This window comes from Sanguibacter inulinus, from assembly GCF_013415325.1.
GTDB classification, from domain to species: Bacteria; Actinomycetota; Actinomycetes; order Actinomycetales; family Cellulomonadaceae; genus Sanguibacter; species Sanguibacter inulinus.
In genome coordinates, this window is the sequence record NZ_JACBYE010000001.1 from 180,416 (window position 1) to 202,153 (window position 21,738).

Below are 21,738 nucleotides of genomic sequence, written 5' to 3' on the forward strand. Positions count from 1 at the left end.
CGAGCCCGGCTGGGAGCGTCGACGCAGGTCAGAGACCGACAAGTCCGACTTCGACACATGCTGGACTCAGGTGCGGTCCCGGCCGACCGCTCTTAGGCTGTACCAGGTTCTGAGCTCACCCCCTCGATCGGAGACCCGGTATGGCACGCGTGAAGGCCTCGACAGAACGCGAGCAGTGGTCCGGTCAGACCGGGTTCATCATCGCGGCGATCGGCTCGGCAGTCGGTCTCGGGAACATCTGGAGGTTCCCCGGTGTCGCGTACGAGAACGGCGGCGGCGCCTTCCTCGTCCCGTACGTGATCGCGCTGCTGGTCATCGGCATCCCGGTGCTGCTGCTCGACTACTCGCTCGGGCACAGGTTCCGTGGCTCGGCGCCGACGGTCTTCCGCAGGGTGACCCGGCGTGCCGAGTCTCTCGGCTGGTTCCAGGTGGGCATCTCGATCGTCATCATCTTGTACTACACGGTGATCATCGCGTGGTCGTTGAGCTTCGTCTGGTTCTCGGTCCGCCAGACCTGGGGCGACGACGCCGCGACCTTCTTCACGCGCGACTTCCTGCGGAAGGCAGACCAGCCCGGGATCGGGTTCGACGTCGTGCCGGGTGTCCTCTGGCCGCTCATCGGCGTGTGGGTGGTCGTGCTGGTCGTGCTCGCGCTCGGCGTGCAGAAGGGCCTCGAGCGCTCCAACATCATCTTCTTGCCGATGCTCGTCGTCCTCTTCGCGGCACTCGTGGTGCGTGCGCTCTTCCTCGACGGCGCGGCCGAGGGCCTCGACGCCCTCTTCACCCCGGACTGGTCGGCGCTGCTTCACCCCGGGGTGTGGGTGGCGGCCGTCGCGCAGATCTTCTTCTCGCTCTCGATCGCCTTCGGCATCATGATCACGTACTCCTCCTATCTCAAGCGACGGTCGAACCTCACCTCCTCCGGGCTGGTCGTGGCCTTCTCCAACTCGTCCTTCGAGATCCTCGCCGGGATCGGCGTCTTCGCGACCCTCGGCTTCATGGCCCACCAGCAGGGCATCGAGGTGTCCGAGCTCCAGGGCCTCACCGGGCCCACGCTCTCGTTCAGCACCTTCCCGCAGATCATCTCCGCCATGCCGGGCGGCGGGTTCTTCGGGGTGCTGTTCTTCCTCTCGCTGACCGTCGCGGGCCTCACGTCGCTGCTGTCCCTGCTGCAGGTGGTCTCGGCCGCGTTCCAGGAGAAGTTCGGCTGGGACGCCAAGCAGGCCGCGCTGCGCGTCGGCGCCGTCGCCGCCGTCGTCTCGACAGTCCTGTTCTCGACCACCACGGCGCTCTACGTGCTCGACGCCTTCGACAAGTGGGCCAACGAGGTCGGTGTCATCACCTCGGCCGTCGTCATGACCATCCTGGTCGCGTGGCGCCTGCGGATGCTGCCTCAGCTCCGGTGGCACCTCAACCAGGTCTCGTCGACCCGCGTCGGCCCGTGGTGGCAGTACGTCGTGGGCGTCCTGGTACCGCTGGTCCTCGGCTACATGCTCGTCTCGGGTGTGTGGACGCTGATCACCGAAGGGTACGAGGGCTACCCGCTCTGGTTCCGCCTCGTCTTCGGCTGGGGCGCTGTCGCGTTCATGGTCGTCTTCGCCGTGATCATGACCAGGATCCGGTGGGTCAAGAACCCTGACGACTTCGTCCCCTGGCCCCCGCTGCCCTCCGGCGGCCTCACCAAGAGTGGAGACCGCTCATGACCCCCACGGCGATCCTCGTCCTCGTCCTCGCGCTCACCGTCGTCTGGGGAGGGCTCGCGCTGGCGATCCTCAACCTCCGCAGGGCTCCTGTCGACCCCGACGACGACGAGCCGGAGACCGACCAGCCGCTCGCGGGAGACGGGTCGGGTCCGGCCGGGAGGCGCTGAGTCTCTGGCGCACGACAGAAGCGGACGGGCGCGTGCCGGTCTGCCGGTTGACCGCCGTGCCCGCTCGTCGGCGTCCGCGAGCGAGCAGGGCGGTCAGGCGTCAGGCGGCTCTGAGGATCGCGACGAGGAAGTCCGACCCGTCGGCGTACGGGCGCAGGTCCCAGGTCGAGAAGCGCACGTCGGTGCGCAGACCAGCCGCCTCGACGTCGGCGAAGAAGGCCTCGGGCTCGTAGCCACGGGAGGTCCCGAAGCCCACGGCGATCCGGCCCTCGGGCGCCAGGTGCGCGCGCATGCGCTCGAGCGCGGAGGTGTGCGTGCCGTGCCCGAGGAAGGTCATGACGTTGCCCGCGCAGACGATCACGTCGAAGGGGTCGGTGATCTCGTGGGCGGCGAGGTCGAGCTCGGCGAGGTCGCCGACGACCCAGGTGCCGTCAGGGTGGTCCTCACGGGCGGCCTCGATCAGCACGGGGTCGACGTCGACCCCGACGGCGGTGTGCCCGACGGCTGTCAGAGCTGCTGCGACGCGTCCCGGGCCGCAGCCCGCGTCGAGGATCCGCGCGCCACGCGGCACCATGGCGTCGACGAAGCGCGCCTCGCCGGCGAGGTCTGCGCCCTCCGCAGCCATCGTGCGCATCCGGGTCGCGTACCAGACGGAGTGCTCGGGACGCTGGGCGACCATGTCCTCCCAGAGGGACGGAGTGCGCATCGGTGACGACCTTTCGACGAGGGTGCAGGACGAGTCGACCCTATCGTCGCGGGGAGGGCCGGCGTCGGGACCTCTGTCTGACCCGGGTCCGGGCACCCGCGCACGAGGCTTCGGGCCTGCGAAGTCCAGATCCGCGCGGTCGCGGCACACTGTCACCATGACGACCGACCCGACCCCCGCCAGCGACCGCGCACGCACGCCGCGCGACGTCCGTCGCTGGCGCCGCTATCTGGCCGACGAGCGCGCGGAGGCGGCCGTGTACCGCGAGCTCGCGGCGCGACGCTCCGGCGAAGAGCGCGAGATCCTCGTGGCCCTCGCCGAGGCCGAGCAGCGGCACGAGACGCACTGGCTCGAGCTGCTCGGCGACGACGTCGGACGTCCGCTCCGCGGCCAGTGGCGCACCCGGTTCCTCGCCGTGCTCGCGCGCCGCTTCGGAGGAGTCTTCGTGCTAGCCCTCGCCCAGCAGGCCGAGTCGCGCTCGGCCTACGACGCCGACGTCGACGCGACCGCCGCGATGGCCGCCGACGAGCGGATCCACGGCGAGGTCGTGCGCGGTCTCTCGACGCGTGGGCGCACGCGGATCTCCGGCACCTTCCGTGCGGCGGTCTTCGGCGCGAACGACGGGCTGGTCTCGAACCTCGCGCTCATCCTCGGCGTCGGGGCCTCGGGCGTCGCCCCGCAGACGATCCTCGTCACCGGGCTCGCCGGTCTGCTCGCCGGAGCACTCTCGATGGCGGCCGGTGAGTACGTGTCGGTCAGCTCTCAGCGGGAGCTCCTGGCCGCCTCCGACCCGAGCCCCGCGGCCTCGGCCGCACTCGGGCACCTCGACGTCGACGCCAACGAGCTGGCCCTCGTCTACAGGGCGCGCGGGCTGGACGCGGGCGAGGCCCAGGCGCGGGCCGACGCCGTGCTCGCCTCAGCCGTAGGCTCCCGAGAGATCGCGCCGGCGAGCGAGTCGGACGCCCACGAGGAGATCGGCACGGCCCTCGGGGCCGCGGCCTCGAGCTTCTGCTTCTTCGCCTCGGGTGCGCTCATCCCCGTGCTGCCCTACCTCGTCGGCATGGAAGGGCTCGCGGCCATCGCCGTGGGTTCGGTCCTCGTCGGTGTCGCGCTGTGCTTCACGGGGGCGACGGTCGGGGTGCTCTCCGGCGCGTCACCTGTCCGCCGCGCGCTGCGCCAGCTCGCGATCGGCTTCGGCGCCGCTGCGGCGACGTACGCCCTCGGTCTGCTCTTCGGGGCCACCGTCGGCTGATCGTCCGTCCGGGGCGGTGGTCTCGGCCGCCTCGGTCAGCCCTGACCAGGTGGAGATCTTGACCCGGTCCCGGCCAGCGGCCGCTCCTGCCGCCCGCTCGGCCCCGTCGATGCGGAGCCAGCCGTCCCAGTCGACCGGCGTGACGCCGCGTGCACGCAGCAGCCCCTCGACGACGGCGGGGTCCCGGTGCGCGCAGGGACCGCTGGTCGCGTGGTCCGCGAGCAGCGAGGCGACGGTCTGCGCGGCGTCGGACCGGGTCGAGCCGATGAGCCCGACGGGTCCTCGGCGCACCCACCCGGTGACGTACCTGCCAGGGACCGGACGGCCCTGCTCGTCGACCACCCGGCCCGCGAGGCTCGGCACGACGTTCTTCTCCGGGTCGAAGGGCAGCCCGTCGACGGGGGTGCTGCGGTACCCGACGGCGCGGTAGACGGCCTGGACGGGGTATGTCCGGTACGTGCCCGAGCCCGTGACGTGCCCGAGACCGTCGGGGACCGTGCGCTCGGTGCGGAAGGCCTCGACGCGGTCTGCGCCGAGGATCTCGCTCGGGGCCTCGAAGAGGTGGATGTGGATGCGGCGAGCGGCGTCCGGGTCGGGCGTCTGGCGCGACCAGCCGACGAGCGTCTCCGCCGTGAGCCGCCGCTGCGCGCTCTGCGCCATGACCCGCTCGGCGTGCGCGTCGAGGGCGACGTCTGCCGGGTCGACGACGACCTCGACGCCGGTCTGCTTGCCCAGCTCGCGGAGCTCTTTGGCCGAGAACCGGGTGTCTGCGGGCCCGCGCCGCGCGAAGAGGTGCACGGTGCGGGCCTGGTTGGTCCGCAGCGCGTCGAGGGCCGCGTCGTGGATGTCGGTGCTCAGCAGGTCGTCGGGGTGCTTGACCAGCATGCGCACGAGGTCGAGTGCGACGTTGCCGGCCCCGACCACGGCGATCTCCTGCGCGGTCAGCGGCCAGGTCGGCGGGGCGTCGGGATGTCCGTCGTACCAGGAGACGAAGTCCGCAGCCCCGAAGGAGCCGGGCAGGTCGACCCCGGGGACGTCGAGGACGGCGTCGGTGTCTGCGCCCGTCGCGACGACGACGGCGTCGTAGTGGGAGGCCAGCCTGTCGAGCGTGATGTCGACGCCGACGTGCACCCCGCCGTAGACCCTGACGTCCGACCCGTCGAGCATGACGTGGAGCGAGTCGACGATCCTCTTGATCGCCGGGTGGTCGGGTGCGACCCCGTAGCGGACCAGCCCGTAGGGGGCGGGCAGCCTCTCGAAGAGGTCGACCCTGGTCCCGGGGGCCTGCGTCCGGAGCATGTCTGTGGCGTAGATCCCGGCCGGGCCGGCGCCGACCACGGCGACGTGCAGGCTGCGGTGCTGCGGGACGGGCAGGCGTGGTGCGGTGTCGGGCACGGAGAGCTCCCAGGGTCGAGGACGAGGTCGACGTGACGCTAGGACCTCGACCTCGGTTGAGGTCAAGGTGCGCGGCCCGGACCAGCCCGGACCGGATCGAACGGCCCGGGCCGGGTGGGCTCACCAGCTCGCGGATCGTGTGGCTTGACCTCAAGCGCAGTTGAGGTCATAGCGTGGCGGCTCCGCCTACGAGAGGACCCCTCCATGCCCCTGTACACGCTGCCCGACCTCGCCTACGACTACTCCGCGCTCGAGCCCGCCATCAGCGGCCGGATCATGGAGCTGCACCACAGCAAGCACCACCAGGCCTACGTCACCGGTGCGAACACCGCCCTCGAGCAGCTCGCCGAGGCGCGCGCGACGGGGAACCTCGGGAACGTCAACAAGCTCGAGAAGGACCTGGCCTTCAACCTCGGCGGCCACGTCAACCACTCGATCTTCTGGACCAACCTCGCACCCGGTGCCGACGGCGGTCCCGAGGGTGACCTCGCGACGACGATCGACGAGGAGTTCGGCTCCCTCGAGGCCTTCAAGGCGCACTTCACGGCTGTCGCCCTCGGTGTCCAGGGCTCGGGCTGGTCTGTCCTGGCGTGGGACGCCCTCGGGTCCAGGCCGATCATCGTCCAGCTGTACGACCAGCAGGGCAACCTGCCCGCAGGCGTCGTCCCGCTGCTGATGCTCGACGTGTGGGAGCACGCGTACTACCTCGACTACCAGAACGTGCGCGCCGACTACGTGGCAGCCTTCTGGACGATCGTCGACTGGTCGGACGTCGCTGCGCGCCTGGTGCGCGCCCGTGCTGCGGGGACGCTCCTGCTGCCCGCCTGACCCTGGTGTGACGAGGGGTGTGCGGGTGGCTGCGCGGAGCCGAGAGCGTCGCGGCGCGCAGGTCCGGCCTGCGCGCTGACGGCGCGAGGACCTGGCGCCGCGGCAAGGACGTGGCGCCGCCGTGAGGACGTGTCAGCGCGCGACGGTCTCCCAGCGGACGAGCGCGCTGTCGACCTGGTCCAGCAGGTCGTCGACCTCTTCCATGGCGTAACCCTCGCGCCAGCGGGTGGTCGGGAACGTCACCGTGCGCACCTCTGCGGCGGTCAGCAGACCGCCGGTCCCCGACGTCTTCGTCAGGCTGATCGCCGCAGCGGTGCCGCCCGTCTCGTAGTGGTCGAGCGTGGCGCGGCACCTGTCGAGGAAGTCGTCGACCTCGTCGACCGAGTAGCCCGGGCGCAACCTGGTCGGGTGGAACCGCGACTCGAGCACATCGTGTGACGTCGTCATGGCCATACGGTAGTCATCCCCGTGGTGAGACGCTCGCCGGACCTGGCCCGTCGGCGAGATATCCTCCCTCCATGGATCCCATGAGCAGCTACGGGTGCGCGCCTCGCAGAGGACCGTCCGTCGAGCGTCGTCGCACGTCTGCCTGACCTGGCACCACGCCTGGTCGGACAGCGTCTCCGCTGACCACCGCTCCTCGCCGGCCGCGCCGGCACGCTCACCTCTGGACCACTCATGACACTCGCTCGTCCTCTTCGTGCTGCCCACCCGCACCTCGCACCGCTCCTCGGCGGTCTCTTCGTGCTGGTCGGGTCGCTCAGCATCCAGCTCTCGGCGGCCGTCGCCTCCGACCTCTTCGACACCGTCGGGACCCTCGGGGTCAGCGGGCTGCGGATGGCTGTCGCCGCCGTCGTGCTGCTCGTCCTCGTCCGCCCCTCGGTCCGCGGTCGGTCGCGGCGCGCCTGGACCGGGATCGTCCTCTACGGCGTCGCGATGGCCGCGATGAACGTGCTCTTCTACAACGCCGTCGCGCACCTGCCGCTCGGCATCGCGGTGACGCTCGAGTTCCTCGGGCCGCTGACCGTCGCGGCCGTGGCGACCACCCGGCGGCGTGAGCTGCTGCTCCCGGCTCTCACCCTCGTCGGCGTGCTGCTGGTGAGCAGCCCCGGCGGCGGGCTCACGCTGCTCGGTCTGGTCTTCGGCCTCGGGGCGGCGGTCGCCTTCGGCGGGTACACGGTGCTCGCCGGGCGGGTCGGCGGCGACACCGACGGGCTGGACGGGCTCGCGCTGTCGGTCCTGGTCGGCGCGGTCCTGCTCTCGCCGTTCTCGGTGCACGCCGCCCCGCGGGTCGACGGCGGGGGATGGGGTGTCCTCGCGGTCTCGGCGGTCCTCGGGGTGGTCGTGGCCTTCAGCCTCGACTTCCTCGCCGTCCGGATCACCTCGGTGCGGGTGGTCGGCACCCTCTTCGCGGTCGACCCGGTGATGGGTGCGCTGGTCGGCGCCGTCGCGCTCGGTCAGACGCTGACCGCAGGGGTCGTCCTCGGGATCGTGCTCGTCGTGGGGTCGGGGGCCGCGGTCATCTGGCTGGCCGGTCGTCGGGCTGCTGAGCTGGGTGCCGACCAGACGCCTCCCGCAGCAGGGGTGGTCCCCGGAGTCGTCCCCGCGGTTCCCCCCACGAGCCTGCCTGCTCCTGCGCAGACGGTCAGCCCTGAGCCGGCTCCGCCGAGCGACGCGTCACGAAGCTGACCATCTCGTCGAGGGCGCGCCGCGCGGTCGCGAGCCGGAGGTCGAACTGGTACTCGTGGCCGAGCGGCGCGCCGCGCTCGGTGTAGTCCTCGTCGAAGAACAGCGTCTCCACGTGCGTGCCGGCGGCGGCGAGCCGCTCGGCGTAGACCCGGGCTCCGCGGGTCAGGGGGTCGCCGTTGCCGCCCGTCAGGTAGGTGGGCGGGAAGCCTGGGTAGACGTGGTCGACGAGGCTGAGGGTCGCGCTGCGCGGGTCTGCGGCGAAGGCCCTCGTGCCCAGGTACGCCCAGCCGATGGTCGTCGACGCCCAGCCGAGCAGCCCGCGCGCGCCGGAGATCAGACTGAGGTCGTAGGGCCCGCAGCACAGCAGGAGCCCTGCGACGGCGTCGGGCGGGAGGTCGCACGACACACCGACCATCGCCCCGTAGGCCGGGTGGGTCACGACCGTCGCGACCTGGGCGACCAGGCTCGCGCCCGCGGAGTCTCCGGCGAGGAACAGCCGCGCGGGGTCGACACCGGGTGGCGGCGAGGTGCGCAGGTGGGTGAGGGCGTCGAGCACCTGCTGGAGCTGCTGCGGATAGGGCGCCGCAGGGGCGAGGGTGTACCCCGGGACGACGACCGTGAATCCGCGGTCGGCGAGGATCTGCGCCCAGGTCGCCAGCCCGGAGCGGGCTCCGGAGAGCCAGCCGCCGCCGTGCACCCAGACGATCGTGGGCAGCGGCTCGTCACCGCGTCCTGCTGGGGTATACACGTCGAAGAGCGCGTCGGGGTCGTCTGGCCTGTAGCGCAGACCAGTCTGGACGGTGACCGTGCCCGGTGTGGGCGCGAAGGGCAGCAGCGCGGTCGTGGTCGCCCGCGAACCGCGGTCGAAGGCCGCGCGGACCACGAGTGCTCGCGCCCGGACGCGCTGCGTCAGGGCGAGCGCGGTGACCGCTGCGGCGGCGCCGAGGATTCCGGCGGACCAGCCGAGGGCCTGGAACCCGGGCCGGCTGAGCCGCTCGAGACGACTGGCGCGACCAGGGCGACGGGCGCTGCTGACCGTTGCGGCGGGGCTGGCGTCGGAGGGCACAGGACCAGTGTGCCGTAGCGCCGCCCCGCGGAGGCGGTGCGCCGACGGTCCTGTGGACGGCGACGAGCCGACCACCCAGGATCGGGTGGCCGGCTCGTCGAGGGACGGCTCGTGTCAGGCTCGGGCCTGCGTCACTGACCCCTGGTCACGCAGCCCGGCGTGTCACGGCGCGGTCGGCGCCGACGCAGCAGCAGGTGCCGCTGCTGCCGGTGCCGGGCTGCTGGTCCCCGTGAGGTTGGCGAGGATCTCGGTGAGGTCCAGGCCTGTGAGCTGCTTGATGACGCCCTGCCCCTCGCCGAGGACCGAGGCGACGTTCTTGGTGATCGCGGAGGCGCCGTCGGTCGAGATGACGGTCATGCCCTGGATGTTGCCGATGGGCTCCGCTGCGGCACGGACGATCTCGGGCAGGCGCTCGATGAGCTCCTGGACGAGAGCGGCCTCACCGTACTTCTTGAGAGCCTCGGCCTTGGCGTCGAGGGATGCGGCCTCGGCGCGACCTTCGGCCTCGGTCGCGGCCGCGCGGGCCTCACCCTCGGCGCGGATACCGGCTGCGAGAGCGACCTGGCGGTCACGCTCGGCCTCACCTGTGCGGCGGACGGCCTCGGCGTTGGCCTCGGCGTCCTGGATCGCCGCGGTCTTGTTGGCCTGGGCGATCGTGGTGCGCTTGTACGCGTCGGCCTCGGTGGCCGCGTTCGCGGCGTCACGCTCGGCGTTGGCGCGCTGGACGGACGCGTAGGCGTCGGCCTCGGCAGGCTTGCGGACGGAGATGTCGAGCTCTTCCTCGGTCACCTTCGCCTGCTCGGCGAGCGCGTCGCGCTGCTGCGTCGCGACGAGACGGTCCTGCTCGGCGCGGGCCAGCTGACCGGCGGCGTTGGCCTCGGCGTTGGCCTTGTCGGTCTGCGCCTTGATGGCGGCCTGCTTGAGCTCGAAGGCCTTGCGGCGCTCGGCCACCTGCTCCTGCGCCTCGATCGCGGCGAAGTCGGAGGCGCGCTGCGCCTCAGCCTCGGAGATCTCGGCGACCTGACGGGCACGGGCGTTCTCGGCACGACCGAGGTTAGCGAGGTAGTCAGATCCGGGCGTGGAGATGTCGGAGATGTTGAGCAGGTCGACCTGGAGGCCCTGCTCGGCGAGGTCGAGCTTGGTCGAGTCGACGACGCGGTCGGACAGGCCCTTGCGGTCGGAGATGATCTGCTCGATCGTCATGTCGCCGACGATCGACCTGAGCGAGCCCTCGAGGGACTCCTTGATGATCTCGGTCAGCGTGCCCTGCTGGGACAGGAAGCGCTGCCCCGCCCGGCGGACGCCTTCTTCGTCACCGCGGACCTTGAAGTTGATCGACGCCTTGATGGCGATCTTGATGCGGTTCTTGTCGACGCCCTCGACGGTGATGCCGATCTGGCGCTGCTCGAGCGAGATCGAGAAGCCCTGCTGGAGGATCGGCCAGACGAACACGCGTCCGCCGACGATGACGCGCTGCCCGCCCTCCTCGGCGGAGGCCTTCTTGCCCGCGCCGCGGCCCACGATGATGAGGGCCTCGTTCGGCGGGACGCGGCGGATCCGGTTGGCGATGAAGATGAGCACCGCGAAGAACGCGATGACCAGTGCCACGACGGCGATGACGGTGATCGTCTGGTCTGTCATGAGGGGTGCACCCCGGGCAGGGGTGGCTCCTTCCGTGAGGTGGGCTGGTGCGGGCGGTGGGTCGCGGCGCCGGGTGACCCGCGAGGGGCGTCCGGTGCGCGCGAGAGGTCAGGTGGACTGCGGCCAGCGGCGCGGCTCGGTCGAGCCGTGCGTGGGCCAGTACGGGGTGACGCGGACACGGCCGGCGGCCTCGTCGAGGACGACGATCCGGGTGCCCTCGGTGATCACCTGGTCGGCCCACGCGAGACGGCGCTCGAGCTCGGCGTCGAGCGAGACCTCTCCGTGGCCGCCGGTGATGGTCGAGGTCACGGCGCCCTGCATGCCGACGAGGTCGCGGGCGGCGCCGTCTTCGGAGCTCGCCAGCCCGCGGATCACGCGCCTGACGAAGAGCATCACGGCGATCGCGACGACGGCTGAGCCTGCGTAGGTGGTCCACGGGGGCAGGTCGTTGGTGGTGGCGATCGCCCCGAGGGCGCCGAACACCACGCCGCCGACGCCGAGCGAGGTGCCGGAGACCAGCCCGTCCCCGAGGTCGAAGAGCTCACCGAGGAGCATCGAGAGGACGAGCAGCGCGAGGCCGACCGCCCCGATGATGATGAATGCCAGCATGCGTCACCTCTCGTCGTCAGTGCCGAGACTATTTCTTTGCCATCACGATACCTTATTCGCAGGTGTTTCAGAGGATATTCACAGGGAGAGAAATCCCACTCCGGCTTGCGGTGACATCCGCGCGGACGAGACTTGGGGGATGGATCACGACCTCGCCTCACGGCTCGCCGACAGCCCCACCTCGACCCCGCGGACGGTCGGGCGGCTGGCTCTCGGCGCGTTCCTGCTCTTCGCGGGGATCACGCACCTCACCGTCGCCCGTGACGAGTTCCGGGCGCAGGTCCCCGGGTGGGTGCCGCTGTCCGAGGACGCCGTCGTCCTCGTCTCGGGCGTCGTCGAGATCTCCCTCGGCGGGGCGCTGCTCGTGCTCCCGCACAAGAAGGTCCCGGTCGGGTGGATCGTCGCGGCGTTCTTCGTCGCGATCTTCCCCGGCAACATCTCCCAGCTCGTCACGCACACCGACGCCTTCGGCCTCGACTCCGACCAGAAGCGCGCCGGGCGTCTGCTGTTCCAGCCTCTCCTCGTCCTCTGGGCGCTGTGGTCGACAGGCGCGTGGAGGGCGTGGCGCCGCGGCTGATCGCCGGTCCCGGGCGCACGCCGTCCACGGCTCTCCCCGGGGCGTCCGCGAGGCCTGCTCAGTCGGGAGGCCGGCCTGCGGGTGGGGCCGAGGCCCGGCCTGCAGGAGGCGCCTGGGCCCGGCTCCCGGGAGGGGTCCGGCCTACGGCTCGTGGTGTCGACGCCACTCGGGTGTCGCGATGCCGTTGAGGACGCTCAGCACGGTCCTCTCGGCGAGCCCGGCGTCGATCGGCTGGTGGCCGAAGAAGGCCCTGTAGTAGAGCGGCGCGGCGAGGAGGTCGAGGGCGAGCTCCATGTCGAGCCCCTCCTGGATCTCGCCGCGCTCGACAGCGTGCTCGAGGACCGTGCGAGAGGTCGCGCGTCGCGCCTCGAAGTAGTCCCGCAGGAAGTGCGCCCGCAGCTCCGGGTCTGCCTCGAGGTCTGACAGCAGACCGGGCAGGGCCCGGGTGATGGGGGAGTCCTCGAAGACCTCGGCGAGGTTCGTGATGCCGTGCACCAGGTCGCAGTGGACGCACCCGGTGTCGGGGGTCGGTGTCGTGCCCAGGATCGAGATGAAGGTGTGGACGACAACCCCGGGCAGGCTCTTCCAGCGCCGACGCAGCGCCGGCTTGCTCGTCCCGGCGGCCGTCGCGACACCCTCGAGCGTCAGTGCGCTGTAGGGGAGCGTGCTGAGCAGCTCGACGACGGCCTCGGTCGCCCTCGCGTCGATGGTCGTGTCGCGGGGGCGGCCTTGTGCTGCCCTGGTCGGCCCGGCTGCCCTGCCCTGCTCTGCTTGCGCCATCGTGCGACCCTATCGTAGATTCATTCCGTTCCGCCGTGGAACATAAATCGAGGAGCGGGTATGTCAGAGGAGCGGGTATGACGCAGCACGCGACAGAGCAGCTGGCCACGGGCGCACCAGGAGCTGATCCCGACCCCGGGGGAGTCTTCTCCCCGCGGCTGCGCGGGTTCACCGTCGGCATCCTCGCGAGCGTCGGGGCCGTGGCCTTCGAGTCGCTCGGCGTCGCGACGATCCTGCCCGCCGTGGCCGAAGAGCTCGGCGGCCTGTCGGGATACGGCTGGGGGCTCTCCGCGCTCATGCTCGCCAACATCGTCGGCACCGTCGTCGCGGGAACCGACATCGACCGGCGAGGACCGGCGCGGTCTGTCCTGGTCGGCAGCCTCGTCTTCGCCGCCGGCTGCCTGCTCGCCGGGCTCGCCCCGGGGTGGGGCGTCTTCGTCGCAGCCCGCGCGCTCCAGGGCCTCGGCGTGGGGGCGATCATGGCCTACGCGTACAGCCTCGTCGGCATCGCCTACCCGGCGCGCCTGCAGGCCGTGATGTTCGCCTTCCTCTCCTCGGCCTGGACGATCCCGTCGCTCCTGGGCCCGGTCTTCGCGGGTGTGGTCACGGACCTCCTCGACTGGCGTGTCGTCTTCTGGGCCATCGCACCGGTCCCCCTGCTCCTGCTGCCCTACGTGCTCCCCGGTGCTCGCCGGACGTCGGCCCCGACGCCGCGTGCCGGTCGGCGGGTCCCCGCACCCGTCTGGTTCTCGATCCTGCTCGCCGTGGCGACAGGTGCCCTCCTGCTCGGCCTCGAGGTCGACGCCCTCCCGGTGCTCGTCGCCCTCGTCGTCACCGGACTGGCCGGCAGCGTCCTCGCGCTGCGACGCATCGTGCCGACCGGGACGCTCTCGGCTCGTCGGGGAGCACCAGCCGGCATCGTCATCAGGTTCATCCTGTGCGGCGTGTACTTCGGCTCGGAGGCCTTCCTCCCGCTCGGTCTCACGAGCGTCCACGGCCTCGACGTCACGCTCGCGGGGCTCGGTCTCGCGGCCGGTGCGCTCGCCTGGACGGCAGGCTCCTTCGTCCAGGCTCGGCTCGACGCCGCACGCCCGGGTACCCGGGCCCGGTCGGCCCGGGTCGGGCTGCTCGCGCTCCTGGCCGGCGAGGTCGTCATGGGGCTCGCCGTCGCGCTCCCGGGTGCCTGGCCGGGCTGGGCCGTCGTCGGCTGGACGATCGCCGGTGTCGGCATGGGGGTGGCGTTCAACGCCGCGACAGCCGCGACCATGGCGGTGACACCGGCGGGCTCAGCGGGCAGCATCAGCGCCAGCCTGCAGCTCGCCCAGACGCTCGCGACGGCTGTCGTCGCCGGGGTCGGCGGCGCGCTCGTCGCCGGGCTCGGGACCACGACTTCGGCATTCCTCGCGGTCTTCGGTCTGACCGCCGCGCTCGGCCTCGTGGGTGCCGTGCTCGCGGGGCGCCTGGACGAGAGGCGGGGACGCCGGTCTGGTGCGTCGTGAGCCAGGTGAGGGCCGAGCGGGCCCTGGTTCTCCACGACCCGCGGAGGGTTCGACGAGGCTGGTGGGCCCGCTCGCCGTAGGGCTCCGGACAGCGCGGAGTCTCAGCCGAGCAGCAGGTCGAGGGTCGTGCCCAGCTTGGCCAGCAGCGTGATGCGGTTGGTCTCGACCCACTCGCCCTTGTAGCCGCGCGGCGCGGGCTCGACGAGCAGGATCGAGTACATGTAGCAGCGGTACAGCAGGATGCGGACGTCGTCCGAGGTGAGGTTGCCGGAGGCGAGCGACTCCGTGGTGTCCAGGTGCCCGCCGGCCGCCACGTACCCCGCGGCGATCGGCGCGGGGGCACCGCCGTCGCCGAACTGGCTCGCGCCGACGAGCTCGTAGAGCGGGTCGGCGAAGATCGCGCGCTCGGTGTCGATGACCCCGACGATCTCCAGGGTGTCGGGGTCGAGGAAGATGTTCCCCTCCCACAGGTCGGTGTGCACGAGTGTCGGCGTCCGCACCACGTCGAGCTCGTGCCCGTGCCGCTCGAGGGCCTCGGTCATGCGGCCCGCGGGGAGGTCGACACCCCAGGTCGCGGCGTCGTCGAGGACACCTGAGACCATGCGTCCGAAGGCCTCGCGCCAGGTCGGTGCCTGGAGGGACGGCGACGCCGGGTACCCGAAGGCGTCACCCGTGACGGCGTGCAGCCGGGTCATGTACGCACCGAGCCGACCCTCGACCTCCAGGCGCTGCTCGGACGTGAGGTCGGTGAGCGTGTGCCACGGGACACCGTCGAGGTACGAGGCGACCAGGACGTCGGAGGAGACGTGCTCGTGCGAGGTGTCGAAGAGCAGCACCTGCGGCATGAGCAGGTCAGGGTGCTCGGCGGCGAGCCTGTACACAGCCGCCTCCGTCGAGAGGATGTCCTTCTCGTAGGTCATGAGCTTCTCGACCGCCGTGGGGGCCATCTTCGCGACGGCCTTCTCACCCCCGGCGAAGGTGATCCTGTAGGTCGTGGCGAACATCCCGCCGTCGAGCTTGTCCGTCGCCACGACCTCGCCGAGCTCGGCCACGAGCGGCGCGACGACTGCGGCGAGCGCCCCGACGACCCCGTCCGCGTCGGTCGGCAGGACCGCAGGCGGGCGCGCGGCCTCAGGGACGACGGCGTGGGGCAGGGTCGCGGCAGGCGTGGTCTCGGTAGGCACCCGACCATCCTGGCACCGCCCTGACCTGCAGACCAGCGCCGGAGGTCCGGGGGTGTCCAGCCTGCCGCCCGTGCTTGTAGGCTCCATCTCGAAAGCGAGGACAGGTTCCCTCGTTACGAGTTCGGCCAAGGCCCGCTACGGCGGGCCTCTGGTGTTTCTCCTGGTCGACGCTCTAGGGCTGCTGGTCCGCCGAGCGTAGGGGCCCACGGCCAGACCTCGTGCCGGTAGGTGGTGGGCAGTGCTGCGCTGCTCCTGCCGCAGCACTGCCCCCGAACCTCAGGGTCGCGGGACGTTGCGGAGGTTGGAGCGGGCCATCGAGACGACCTCGCCCAGGCCGCCGCCGAGCACCTCTTTGCTCATCGCGGCAGCGAAGCCGCGCACCTGGCCTGCGGTGATCGTCGGCGGGATCGACAGCGCGTGCGGGTCGGTCACCACGTCGATCAGCGCCGGGCCCGGACGGTCGAGCGCACCCCGCAGCGCCTTGCGCAGGTCCTTCGGGTCTTCGACCCGGACCGCGGGGATGCCGACTGCTCGCGCGACGGCCGCGTAGTCGACGACCGGGGAGTCGGTCCCGAAGGCCGGCAGCCCGTCGACGAGCATCTCGAGGCGGACCATGCCGAGCGTCGCGTTGTCGAAGAGCACGATCTTGACCGGCAGGTCGTAGTGCTTGATCGTCACGAGCTCGCCGAGCAGCATCGCCAGCCCGCCGTCGCCCGACATCGCGACGACCTGACGGCCCGGCTGCGACGCGGCGACCCCGATCGCGTGCGGCATCGCGTTGGCCATCGACCCGTGCAGGAAGGACCCGATCACGCGGCGCTTGCCGTTCGGGCTGATGTAGCGGGCGGCCCACACGTTGCACATGCCGGTGTCGACGGTGAAGACAGCGTCTTCCGCCGCCTCCTGGTCGAGGACGTCCGCCACGTACTCGGGGTGGATCGGCGTCATGGACTCGGCCTTCTTGCCGCCCGAGTACGCACCGACCACACCGTTCATGGCCTTCTCGTGCTTCTTGACCATGGAGTCGAGGAAGCGCCGCGACCTGGCGGGCTTGACCATCGGCAGGAGCGCCCGGACCGTCTCGCCCACGTCACCGACCACCGCGAGGTCGAGGCGGGTGCGGCGTCCGAGGTTCTTCGGGTCGATGTCCACCTGGACCGTGCGGACCGACTCCGGCAAGAACTGGTCGTAGGGGAAGTCCGTACCCAGCAGGATCAGCAGGTCGGCCTCCTGGGTCGCGTCGTAGCAGGAGCCGTAGCCGAGCAGACCGGACATGCCCACGTCGAAGGGGTTGTCGTACTGGATCCACTCCTTGCCGCGCAGCGAGTGACCGATCGGCGCAGCGATCTTGTCGGCCAGCGCGATGACGTCGTCGTGCGCCCCGCGCACCCCGACCCCCGCGAAGATCGTCACCTTCTTGGCCTCGTCGATCGCCTCGGCCAGCTCGCGCAGCGACTCGTCGGCCGGGATGACGCGCGGCTTGGGCGGGCGGGTCGAGACGTCGGAGACCGCCGCCGGGGCGTCGAAGTCGGCGACGTCCCCCGGGATGGTCAGGACCGCGACACCCGGGGCGCCGTAGGCGTGGTGGATCGCGGAGTTGATGACCCGCGGCGCCTGCTCGGCCGACGAGATCATCTCGGAGTACACCGAGCACTCGTTGAAGAGTCGGTCTGGGTGGGTCTCCTGGAAGAAGCTCGTGCCGATCTGCTTGCTCGGGATGTGGCTCGCGATCGCGAGGACCGGGACCTTCGAGCGGTTGGCGTCGTAGAGACCGTTGATGAGGTGCAGGTTGCCCGGCCCGCACGAGCCCGCGCAGACCGCAAGGTTCCCGGTCACCTCCGCCTCGGCGGCCGCAGCGAAGGCTGCGGCCTCTTCGTGGCGCACGTGCACCCACTCGATGTCGACGCCCTCCTTCGCGGCACGGCGCACGGCGTCGACCACGGGGTTGAGGCTGTCGCCCACGATCCCGTAGATGCGCTTGGCACCTGCCTCGACGATCTGGGCGACGAGCAGGTCTGCGACTGTCGTGCCGCGGGTCTTCGACTTGGCCACGATGGGTACCTCCGGTGGGCGACGGGTGTCCGGGAGCTCCGCGTGGGTCTGGCGGAGGCGTCCCGCTCTCCTCCACCCTGCTCCGGTTCGTGGTTGCTCGCACGGCAGAGCCGGACATCTGGGATGTCTCGTCCACCACACACGGTCGTCTGGGCACCCCGGCTCGGGTGCTCGGGTGCTCGGGCCACGACGGGTGGCTCCGGCGGACTGCCCTGCGGCGGGTGCGGCACACTGAGGGTGATGAGCGCTGCACGAGAAGTTTCCGCCAGCACCGCCAGCACCCACGGCACCGCCAGCACCGTGGCAGCCCTCCGGGCCGCGGGTTGTGTCTTCGCGGAGGACGAGGCCCGGTTGCTGCTCGAGGCTGCCACGGACGATGCGTCGCTCGACGCGCTGGTCCGGCGCCGGGTCGCCGGTGAACCCCTCGAGCTGATCCTCGGGTGGGCCGAGCTCGCCGGGGTGCGGGTCACCGTCGCCCCAGGGGTCTTCGTCCCGCGTCAGCGCACCCGGCTGCTCGTCGCGGAGGCCGCTGCGCTCGCGGACGCCCAGAGCGTGGTCGTCGACCTGTGCTGCGGGACCGGCGCCGTCGGCCTCGCGGTCGCCGCCGCCGTGCCCGGCGTCGAGCTGCACGCCTCAGACGTCGACCCGGCGGCTGTCAGCTGCGCTCGCGGCAACCTGGGTTCGCGGGGATCGGTCTACGAGGGCGACCTCTTCTCCGCGCTGCCTGTGGGTCTGCGCGGCAGGGTCGACGTGCTCGTCGTCAACGCCCCCTACGTCCCGACCGACGCCGTCGCCCTCATGCCCCCGGAGGCTCGCCTCCACGAGCACCTGGTCGCGCTCGACGGCGGTACGGACGGTCTCGAGATCCAGCGCCGCGTCGCCCGCGACGCCGCAGGGTGGTTGTCCGGGGGAGGGCACGTCCTCGTCGAGACCAGCGAGCGGCAGGCACCCGCGACCGCCGCGCTGCTCACGGCCGCGGGCTTGGCAGCACGCGTCGTGCGGTCCGACGAGGCCGACGCGACGGTCGTCGTCGCCGGTCGCTGACCCCGGCGCGACTGCTCTTCTCCTGACCTGCCCCCTCCCACCGGCGATGCCCTCCCCGAGGTCGCACGCTCACCCGCGAGGTCGCACGTCTACCCGCGAGGTCGCCCAGACACGACAAGACGTGCACCAGGACGGGTCGATCTGGCGTGTCCAGGCGACCTCGTGGGTGGTGAGGCGACCTGGTGGAGCCGGCGGGGGACCCTCGAGGTTCACCCGAGACCCCAGGTCAGCGCCTTCGGCACTCCTCGTTACTCTTCAGCGCCGCCCAGTGCCCTTCAGTGCCCCTCGGTGACCGTCGACCCAGCGGTCCGCGAGCGCAGGGTCGTCAGCGAGGCGAGCATGACGAGGACGGCGATCCCGGCGGCGACCACGACCACCGTGAAACCGGCGTGCGACCCCGCCTCGTCGATCCGGGCGCCCGCGACCGACGTCCCGACCGAGACGCCGACGCCGAGGGCCGTGCCGACCCAGGTCAGCCCCTCGGTGAGCTGGGAGGGCGGCACGAGCAGCTGGACGAGGTTGTTGCCGTTGATGAGGGTGGGCGAGATCGCGAAGCCGGCGACGAACATCACCGCGGCGAGGATCGGCAGCGACGTGACGAAGAAGAACAGCGTCACGCCGACGGCGAGGGCGAGCATGCCGACGGCGAAGCGCTTCCACAGGGGTGAGAGCCAGTGCTTGGCGCCGTAGAGCAGACCGGAGATCAGCGAGCCGGCCGCGAACACCCCGAGGATGACGCCGGCCATGGCCTCGTGCCCGGCCTCCTTGGCGAAGGCGATGGTCGCGACGTCTGTCGCACCGAACACCGCGCCCATGCCGATGAACACGGCGATGACGGCGAGCATGCCGCCGTTGAGCAGGACGGAGCGGTTCTTCACACCCTCGACAGGGATCGACACCGGCGGCTCGGTCTCGCGCAGCGACAAGAACCAGAAGCCGCCGACGACCACGGCGACGAGTGGGACGATCAGCCCGGCGGTCGGGGCCACGGAGGTCGCGAGGATGGTGGCGAGCATCGGTCCGACGACGAAGCACAGCTCGTCGACGGCCGACTCGAAGGAGTACGCGCTGTGCAGCTTGCGCGGGTCGGCGAGCAGGTTCGACCAGCGGGCCCGGACCATCGACCCGACGGACCCGACCGACGCACCCGTCAGCACGGCGAAGAGGTACAGGAAGGCCTCGGGCGCGCCGAGGGCTGTCGAGAGGATGAGCCCGAGGAGCGAGAGCGAGGTGACGACGAACATCGGCCGCATGACCCGGGCCTGGCCCTTGCGGTCGACGAGCTTGGCGATCTGCGGCGAGCAGATCGCCTGCGCGACGATGTACGCGGCGCTCACCCGGCCGGCCAGCCCGTAGGAGCCTGTCGTCTGCTGGATCATCAGGACGATGCCGATGCCCACCATCGACATGGGGAGGCGGGCGAGGGCGCCCGACCCGGAGAACTGCTTGGTGCCGGGGATCGCGAGGAGCGCCCCGTAGGGGTTCCGCGAGTCCTTCGCGGGGGCTGGTTCGGGGGTCGTCCCGGGTTCGTCTGGCACGTCTCCCAGTCTCTCATCTGGGGCTGCGCGTGAGCGGTTCCTCGACCGTCGTCCCCGTGGTCTGGCGCGTAGGCTGGCCCGAGTCTGACGGACGAGCTCGGGAGGGCTTCGCATGGCACGCACGAGCAGCGACGAGCCCGACGCCCCGCTGGGGCCGCGCGACCCCCGCTACGTCATCCGCGTGCCCGCCGACGAGAGCCCTGAAGAGCCCGAGGTGCTCCCGGTCCGTCGTGGGCGCACCGACGCACCCGAGGCGCGGCCGGCGAGCGACTACGTGATCCGTGCGGGGTCCTCCGCGGAGGTGCCTACGACGCGGGGAACCGCTGAGGTGCTCCCGTCTGTCAGGTCGGGCCAGGCCGGGGAGCCGGCCGCTCCAGCGGCTTCTGGGACCGCGGTCCAGCCGGGCCTGGCAGCACCCACCGACACCTCCGTCCCGACGGCCGTCGGGAGCAGCGCCCAGGCAGGCGGACCTGACGGTCCCGGCGACGGGTCCGAGGGAGGCCGCCGCGGACGTGAGGCCCGTGGTCCTCGCCCGCCGCGCCGCCGCCGCTCGCGGGCAGCCCGCTGGTTGACCGTCCTCGCCGTGCTGGTGGTCGTCGTAGCCGTCGCCGCTGTGGTCGTCGTCCGCAGCGGTCTGCTCGACGGTGACAACCCCTTCGCGGGGCGCGACCTCTACGTCGACCCGGACTCGTCGGCGATCCGTGCCGTCGACTCCGCGACGGACTCCGCGACGCGCGACGCCTTCCTCACCATCGCGGACCAGCCGACGGGGATCTGGCTCACCCCCGAGAAGTACCCGGCCGGCGAGGTCGGACCGTTCGTCGCGCAGGTCGTGGCTGACGCGGCTGCGCAGGACACGCTGCCGCTCTTCGTCGTCTACGGAGTTCCCGACCGCGACTGCGGGCAGTTCTCCGCAGGCGGGACGACCGTCGAGGGCTACGAGTTGTGGGTCCGCGAGATCGCCGCGGCCCTCGACGGGACCGGGACCCCTGTGATCCTCGAGCCGGACAGCATCTCCCTCGCCGAGCAGTGCGGCGACGTCGAGGGTCGCCTGAGCCTGGTCAGCACCGCGGGCACGACCCTCACCGACGCCGGGGCGACGGTCTACCTCGACGGAGGCCACTCCAACTGGCACTCCGTCCAGGAGACCGCGGACCTGCTGCGCCGGGCCGGGATCGCCGGTGTGCACGGCTTCGCGACGAACGTGTCGAACTACAACGACGACGCCTCCGAGCTCGCCTACGCGCAGCGACTGAGCACCCAGCTCGACGGAGCCCCCTTCGTGGTCGACACCGGGCGCAACGGCAACGGGTCGGACGGCACCTGGTGCAACCCTCCGGGTGCGGCGCTGGGTGCCCGACCGATGACCCTCGAGGCCGAGGGGCTGGACGCCAACCTGTGGGTGAAACCTCCAGGTGAGAGCGACGGGACGTGCGGCGGAGGCCCCGTTGCCGGAGAATGGTGGGTTGACCGGGCACTCAGCCTCGTCGCCGAGGACAGGGCCTGATCCTTCTTCGGAGCACGCTCGACGCGTCTGGTCGGGCGAGCGCACCGTGAGGTTCACCGAAGGAGGCACCGTGGCACCGGACGAGGAACGCCGCACCGCAGTCATCATCGAGGACGACGCCGACATCCGGCACCTCCTCGAGGCTGTGCTCTCCGACGCGGGCTTCCACACGATCGCCACGGGGAACGGTCTCGACGGGGTCCAGGCGGTCAAGGCCTACGACCCGATCGTCACCACCCTCGACATGGGCATGCCCGGGATCGACGGTCTCGAGACCGCGCGCCGCATCCGCCAGTTCAGCCAGACCTACCTCGTGATCGTCTCGGCCCGCAGCGAGGAGATCGACACGCTCCAGGCCCTCGACGCCGGGGCGGACGACTACCTGACCAAGCCTTTCAGGCCGCGCGAGCTCCGTGCGCGCATCGACGCGATGCTGCGTCGGCCCCGGGTGGTCGGGGTCGACCCCGCAGCAGGGCAGCCTGCCCAGGCGGCGGCCCCCAC

20 protein-coding genes are annotated in these 21,738 nt (G+C 71.6%); 10 read left to right on the forward strand and 10 right to left on the reverse strand.

Annotation, left to right across the window (positions count from 1 at the left end; translation table 11 throughout):
• Positions 1-140: 140 nt before the first annotated feature.
• Positions 141-1,703 (forward strand): sodium-dependent transporter, encoded by a 1,563-nt coding sequence (locus HZZ10_RS00855; RefSeq protein ID WP_179912071.1) that lies wholly within the window; start codon positions 141-143, stop codon positions 1,701-1,703.
• Positions 1,700-1,870, forward strand: coding sequence for a methionine/alanine import family NSS transporter small subunit (locus HZZ10_RS00860; RefSeq protein ID WP_179912072.1), 171 nt, complete (start codon positions 1,700-1,702; stop codon positions 1,868-1,870). Before HZZ10_RS00855 ends, HZZ10_RS00860 begins: the two co-directional genes overlap by 4 nt.
• Before the next feature lie 100 nt (positions 1,871-1,970).
• Here the strand turns inward: HZZ10_RS00860 and HZZ10_RS00865 are convergent, their stop codons facing one another.
• On the reverse strand, positions 1,971-2,576 hold the full coding sequence (locus HZZ10_RS00865) for a class I SAM-dependent methyltransferase (RefSeq protein WP_179912073.1): 606 nt from the start codon (positions 2,574-2,576) through the stop codon (positions 1,971-1,973).
• 157 nt (positions 2,577-2,733) lie between these two features.
• Between HZZ10_RS00865 and HZZ10_RS00870 the strand changes: the two genes are divergently transcribed.
• Entirely contained in the window at positions 2,734-3,828 is a 1,095-nt protein-coding gene (locus HZZ10_RS00870) for a VIT1/CCC1 transporter family protein (protein WP_179912074.1), read from the forward strand.
• Here the strand turns inward: HZZ10_RS00870 and HZZ10_RS00875 are convergent.
• A complete protein-coding gene (locus HZZ10_RS00875; RefSeq protein WP_308507448.1) occupies positions 3,730-5,223 on the reverse strand; it encodes an FAD-dependent oxidoreductase in 1,494 nt (497 codons plus the stop codon). The two genes, HZZ10_RS00870 and HZZ10_RS00875, sit on opposite strands and share 99 nt — an antisense overlap.
• A gap of 204 nt (positions 5,224-5,427) precedes the next feature.
• On the opposite strand from HZZ10_RS00875, the gene HZZ10_RS00880 reads away from it, so the two are divergent.
• Entirely contained in the window at positions 5,428-6,051 is a 624-nt protein-coding gene (locus tag HZZ10_RS00880; RefSeq protein ID WP_179912075.1) for a superoxide dismutase, read from the forward strand.
• Positions 6,052-6,183: 132 nt separating this feature from the next.
• On the opposite strand, the gene HZZ10_RS19255 is transcribed toward HZZ10_RS00880, so the two are convergent.
• Entirely contained in the window at positions 6,184-6,498 is a 315-nt protein-coding gene (locus HZZ10_RS19255; RefSeq protein ID WP_179912076.1) for a DivIVA domain-containing protein, read from the reverse strand.
• A 231-nt stretch (positions 6,499-6,729) separates the two neighbouring features.
• Between HZZ10_RS19255 and HZZ10_RS00890 the strand changes: the two genes are divergently transcribed.
• Positions 6,730-7,740: an EamA family transporter gene (locus tag HZZ10_RS00890; protein ID WP_228086726.1), complete on the forward strand. Its 1,011-nt coding sequence runs from the start codon at positions 6,730-6,732 to the stop codon at positions 7,738-7,740.
• On the opposite strand, the gene HZZ10_RS00895 is transcribed toward HZZ10_RS00890, so the two are convergent.
• The 3 genes from HZZ10_RS00895 to HZZ10_RS00905 all read right to left on the reverse strand — a co-directional run bounded on the left by HZZ10_RS00895 (position 7,697) and on the right by HZZ10_RS00905 (position 11,056).
• Positions 7,697-8,806 (reverse strand): alpha/beta hydrolase, encoded by a 1,110-nt coding sequence (locus HZZ10_RS00895; RefSeq protein ID WP_179912077.1) that lies wholly within the window; start codon positions 8,804-8,806, stop codon positions 7,697-7,699. The two genes, HZZ10_RS00890 and HZZ10_RS00895, sit on opposite strands and share 44 nt — an antisense overlap.
• Before the next feature lie 162 nt (positions 8,807-8,968).
• Positions 8,969-10,447 (reverse strand): flotillin family protein, encoded by a 1,479-nt coding sequence (locus tag HZZ10_RS00900; RefSeq protein ID WP_179912078.1) that lies wholly within the window; start codon positions 10,445-10,447, stop codon positions 8,969-8,971.
• A gap of 108 nt (positions 10,448-10,555) precedes the next feature.
• The gene (locus tag HZZ10_RS00905; protein WP_179912079.1) at positions 10,556-11,056 is read right to left on the reverse strand and encodes an NfeD family protein; all 501 of its coding nucleotides are present in this window, start codon (positions 11,054-11,056) and stop codon (positions 10,556-10,558) included.
• 139 nt (positions 11,057-11,195) lie between these two features.
• Between HZZ10_RS00905 and HZZ10_RS00910 the strand changes: the two genes are divergently transcribed.
• Positions 11,196-11,633: a DoxX family protein gene (locus HZZ10_RS00910; RefSeq protein ID WP_179912080.1), complete on the forward strand. Its 438-nt coding sequence runs from the start codon at positions 11,196-11,198 to the stop codon at positions 11,631-11,633.
• A gap of 141 nt (positions 11,634-11,774) precedes the next feature.
• On the opposite strand, the gene HZZ10_RS00915 is transcribed toward HZZ10_RS00910, so the two are convergent.
• Positions 11,775-12,413, reverse strand: coding sequence for a TetR-like C-terminal domain-containing protein (locus HZZ10_RS00915; RefSeq protein WP_179912081.1), 639 nt, complete (start codon positions 12,411-12,413; stop codon positions 11,775-11,777).
• A 77-nt stretch (positions 12,414-12,490) separates the two neighbouring features.
• On the opposite strand from HZZ10_RS00915, the gene HZZ10_RS00920 reads away from it, so the two are divergent.
• Positions 12,491-13,912: an MFS transporter gene (locus HZZ10_RS00920; protein ID WP_179912082.1), complete on the forward strand. Its 1,422-nt coding sequence runs from the start codon at positions 12,491-12,493 to the stop codon at positions 13,910-13,912.
• Between the two features lie 101 nt (positions 13,913-14,013).
• Here the strand turns inward: HZZ10_RS00920 and HZZ10_RS00925 are convergent, their stop codons facing one another.
• Positions 14,014-15,096 (reverse strand): phosphotransferase family protein, encoded by a 1,083-nt coding sequence (locus tag HZZ10_RS00925; protein WP_308507449.1) that lies wholly within the window; start codon positions 15,094-15,096, stop codon positions 14,014-14,016.
• 276 nt (positions 15,097-15,372) lie between these two features.
• A complete protein-coding gene (locus tag HZZ10_RS00930) occupies positions 15,373-17,148 on the reverse strand; it encodes a pyruvate dehydrogenase (RefSeq protein ID WP_179912084.1) in 1,776 nt (591 codons plus the stop codon).
• A 240-nt stretch (positions 17,149-17,388) separates the two neighbouring features.
• Here HZZ10_RS00930 and HZZ10_RS00935 point away from each other — a divergent pair, with 240 nt between their 5' ends.
• Positions 17,389-18,192 (forward strand): putative protein N(5)-glutamine methyltransferase, encoded by an 804-nt coding sequence (locus tag HZZ10_RS00935; RefSeq protein WP_179912085.1) that lies wholly within the window; start codon positions 17,389-17,391, stop codon positions 18,190-18,192.
• A gap of 275 nt (positions 18,193-18,467) precedes the next feature.
• Here the strand turns inward: HZZ10_RS00935 and HZZ10_RS00940 are convergent, their stop codons facing one another.
• On the reverse strand, positions 18,468-19,730 hold the full coding sequence (locus tag HZZ10_RS00940; protein WP_308507450.1) for an MFS transporter: 1,263 nt from the start codon (positions 19,728-19,730) through the stop codon (positions 18,468-18,470).
• Positions 19,731-19,842: 112 nt separating this feature from the next.
• On the opposite strand from HZZ10_RS00940, the gene HZZ10_RS00945 reads away from it, so the two are divergent.
• Both HZZ10_RS00945 and HZZ10_RS00950 read left to right on the forward strand, forming a co-directional pair.
• Positions 19,843-21,237, forward strand: a complete 1,395-nt coding sequence (locus HZZ10_RS00945) for a glycoside hydrolase family 6 protein (protein ID WP_179912087.1) — start codon at positions 19,843-19,845, stop codon at positions 21,235-21,237.
• 70 nt (positions 21,238-21,307) lie between these two features.
• On the forward strand, positions 21,308-21,738 hold a 431-nt coding region (locus tag HZZ10_RS00950), incomplete at its 3' end, for a response regulator transcription factor (RefSeq protein ID WP_179912088.1).

Bases quoted from the DNA above. Each gene is read 5' to 3' on its own strand.
- HZZ10_RS00905 (WP_179912079.1), bottom strand. From the start codon at position 11,056: ATGCTGGCATTCATCATCATCGGGGCGGTCGGCCTCGCGCTGCTCGTC.
- HZZ10_RS00865 (WP_179912073.1), bottom strand. From the start codon at position 2,576: ATGCGCACTCCGTCCCTCTGGGAGGACATGGTCGCCCAGCGTCCCGAG.
- HZZ10_RS00910 (WP_179912080.1), top strand. From the start codon at position 11,196: ATGGATCACGACCTCGCCTCACGGCTCGCCGACAGCCCCACCTCGACC.
- HZZ10_RS00915 (WP_179912081.1), bottom strand. From the start codon at position 12,413: ATGGCGCAAGCAGAGCAGGGCAGGGCAGCCGGGCCGACCAGGGCAGCA.
- HZZ10_RS19255 (WP_179912076.1), bottom strand. From the start codon at position 6,498: ATGACGACGTCACACGATGTGCTCGAGTCGCGGTTCCACCCGACCAGG.
- HZZ10_RS00855 (WP_179912071.1), top strand. From the start codon at position 141: ATGGCACGCGTGAAGGCCTCGACAGAACGCGAGCAGTGGTCCGGTCAG.
- HZZ10_RS00945 (WP_179912087.1), top strand. From the start codon at position 19,843: ATGGCACGCACGAGCAGCGACGAGCCCGACGCCCCGCTGGGGCCGCGC.
- HZZ10_RS00870 (WP_179912074.1), top strand. From the start codon at position 2,734: ATGACGACCGACCCGACCCCCGCCAGCGACCGCGCACGCACGCCGCGC.
- HZZ10_RS00860 (WP_179912072.1), top strand. From the start codon at position 1,700: ATGACCCCCACGGCGATCCTCGTCCTCGTCCTCGCGCTCACCGTCGTC.
- HZZ10_RS00890 (WP_228086726.1), top strand. From the start codon at position 6,730: ATGACACTCGCTCGTCCTCTTCGTGCTGCCCACCCGCACCTCGCACCG.
- HZZ10_RS00880 (WP_179912075.1), top strand. From the start codon at position 5,428: ATGCCCCTGTACACGCTGCCCGACCTCGCCTACGACTACTCCGCGCTC.
- HZZ10_RS00900 (WP_179912078.1), bottom strand. From the start codon at position 10,447: ATGACAGACCAGACGATCACCGTCATCGCCGTCGTGGCACTGGTCATC.
- HZZ10_RS00935 (WP_179912085.1), top strand. From the start codon at position 17,389: ATGAGCGCTGCACGAGAAGTTTCCGCCAGCACCGCCAGCACCCACGGC.
- HZZ10_RS00920 (WP_179912082.1), top strand. From the start codon at position 12,491: ATGACGCAGCACGCGACAGAGCAGCTGGCCACGGGCGCACCAGGAGCT.